Source organism: Tabrizicola sp. (genome assembly GCF_031377265.1).
Classification (GTDB): Bacteria; Pseudomonadota; Alphaproteobacteria; order Rhodobacterales; family Rhodobacteraceae; genus JAUYQR01.
In genome coordinates, this window is the sequence record NZ_JANMET010000144.1 from 1 (window position 1) to 2,462 (window position 2,462).

2 protein-coding genes are annotated in these 2,462 nt (G+C 63.0%); both read left to right on the top strand.

Features of this window, described 5'->3' with window-relative positions:
• Positions 1–33 precede the first annotated feature (33 nt).
• Positions 34–693: a GntR family transcriptional regulator gene (locus RMO18_RS08185; RefSeq protein WP_309665137.1), complete on the top strand. Its 660-nt coding sequence runs from the start codon at positions 34–36 to the stop codon at positions 691–693.
• A gap of 128 nt (positions 694–821) precedes the next feature.
• Positions 822–2,219, top strand: a complete 1,398-nt coding sequence (locus tag RMO18_RS08190; protein WP_309665138.1) for an aspartate aminotransferase family protein — start codon at positions 822–824, stop codon at positions 2,217–2,219.
• The last annotated feature ends 243 nt before the right edge of the window (positions 2,220–2,462 follow it).

Genomic DNA, 2,462 nt, shown 5'->3' on the forward strand with positions numbered 1-2,462 from the left:
GCCGTCATAAAGAGGGCAATGAAGGGAACCCCGATGGACGCTGTAACCCGCAAGATACCAAGCCACGAGGTAACCTATGCGCGGTTGCGCGACTTGGTACTGTTTGGCCATCTTGCCCCAGGCGCGCCGGTGACCATTCAGGGCCTGATCAGCGATCTTGGCGCCGGGATGACGCCGGTGCGCGAAGCGATCCGGCGGCTGACCGCGGACGGCGCATTGTTGCCGCAGGGCAACCGACGCGTTTCGGTGCCACACCTTACGCTGGGTTTGCTGGAACAGGTGGCCTTTGCGCGGCTGACGATCGAGCCGAAGCTGGCCGAATTGGCAGCAACGCATTTGAACCCTGCGCTGATTGACCGGTTGCAGGGTCTGGACAACTTAGTGGATCAGGCGATCCGGGCCGGAAATGTGCCGGGCTATCTTGCGGCAAACCACGCCTTCCACTTTGCTCTGTACGAAGTTTCAGAAGCGGCGGTTCTGGTGGATATGGCGCAATCATTGTGGCTGCGGTTTGGCCCGTCATTGCGTGTGGTCTGTTCGCGGTACGGCCAGGCAGCGCTGCCCGACCGCCATTCCGAGGCTTTGGCCGCCATGCGCGCGGGCGATCCGATTGCGCTGGCACGGGCGATCGAACGCGACATCGAGCAGGGTGTCGATCAGGTGCGGCTTGCAATCCTGCAGGGCGAAATCTGACGCGACCCGGCGGGCCGAAATAATTTGATCAAATTTCTTGAACCTCGGATCGTTTGATCATATTCTGCGGGCAGCCCGGGGTCTACCACCCTGCCGATTCCCGCAGTCCGCGCCCCATGAGGTCCGCCATGAACAAGATCACCAACCACATGCCCACTGCCGAACTTCAGGCACTGGATGCGGCGCATCACATGCACCCGTTCTCCGAAAATGCGGCGCTTGCGAAAAAAGGCGTGCGGATCATGAAATCGGCCAAAGGGGTCTGGCTGACTGATACCGAAGGCCACAAGATCATCGACGGGATGGCAGGGCTTTGGTGCGTGAACATCGGCTATGGCCGCAAGGAGCTGGCGACCGTTGCAGCCCGGCAGATGGAGGAGTTGGCCTATTACAACACCTTCTTCCAGACCAGCCATGTGCCCGCCATCGCTTTGGCGGCAAAGCTTGCCGAGGTTGCACCGAAGGGGATGGGCCATGTGTTCTTCGCCGGGTCTGGCTCCGAGGCGAATGACACGAACATCCGGATGGTGCGGCGCTATTGGGACATCAAGGGCCAGCCGGAAAAGCGCATCATCATCGCGCGCAAGAACGGCTACCACGGCTCGACCATGGGCGGCGGCAGCTTGGGCGGCATGTCCGGCATCCACAAACACGGCGGGATGATCGCTGGGATCGTGCATATCGGCCAGCCGGACTGGTGGTCCGAAGGCGGCGACCACACGCCCGAGGCCTTCGGTCTGGCCCGCGCACAAGAGCTGGAGGCGATGATCCTTCAACTGGGCGTTGAGAACGTGGCGGCCTTTATCGGCGAACCGATCCAGGGGGCCGGGGGAGTGATCGTGCCGCCCTCGACCTACTGGCCGGAAATCCAACGGATCTGCGACCGCTATGGCATCCTGTTGATCGCGGATGAGGTGATTACCGGGTTCGGGCGCACGGGCAACTGGTTCGGCAGCCAGACGTTCGGCATCAAGCCGCATATCATGACCATCGCCAAGGGGCTGTCGTCGGGCTATCAGCCGATCGGTGGCAGCATCGTCTGTGACGAGGTGGCCGAGGTGCTGGGCAGCCATGGCGATTTCAACCACGGCTACACTTATTCCGGGCATCCGGTGGCTGCGGCGGTGGCGCTGGAAAACCTGCGGATCATCGAGGAAGAGGGCATCATCGAGCACGTCCGTACCGTGGCGCACCCTTACCTCAAGGAACGCTGGGACGCGCTGACCGAGCATCCGATGGTGGGCGAGGCGAAGCTGGTGGGGCTGATGGGGTCCATCGCGCTGACCCCGGACAAGGCGCGCCGCGCGGCCTTTGCCAGTGAGACGGGGACGGTCGGCTATCGTTGCCGCGAGCGGTGCTTTGCCAACAATCTGATCATGCGGCATGTGGGCGACCGGATGATCATCTCGCCCCCCCTGGTAATCACGCCGGAGGAGATCGACATCCTGATCGACCGGGCGAAGACGAGCCTGGACGAGTGCTATGCCGGGCTGAAGCGGGACGGGTTGTTCGTGGCGCGGGCCTAGGCCTGTCCACGCGTGGACAGCCCTTGCGGGTAAGCAAAATCAATGGCTTGACCGGGCACGATTCACGGTCTGTTAACCTTTGGCCACCGTTCAGGCCGCCAGCAGCCAGTCGCTGACCGGGTTCGCCGGATCGTCGGGCATCGTCGCATGCGGCGCCCCTCGGGCCTCAAGCGAGGTGCCGTCAAAGGCGCCACCGGCCACGAACCAGGCATCCCAATTGTCCGGGCCGCCGTTCCACCTGGG

What these genes read in the sequence shown, in the direction of transcription:
- RMO18_RS08190 (WP_309665138.1), top strand. Translation starts at nt 822, where the DNA reads ATGAACAAGATCACCAACCACATGCCCACTGCCGAACTTCAGGCACTG.
- RMO18_RS08185 (WP_309665137.1), top strand. Translation starts at nt 34, where the DNA reads ATGGACGCTGTAACCCGCAAGATACCAAGCCACGAGGTAACCTATGCG.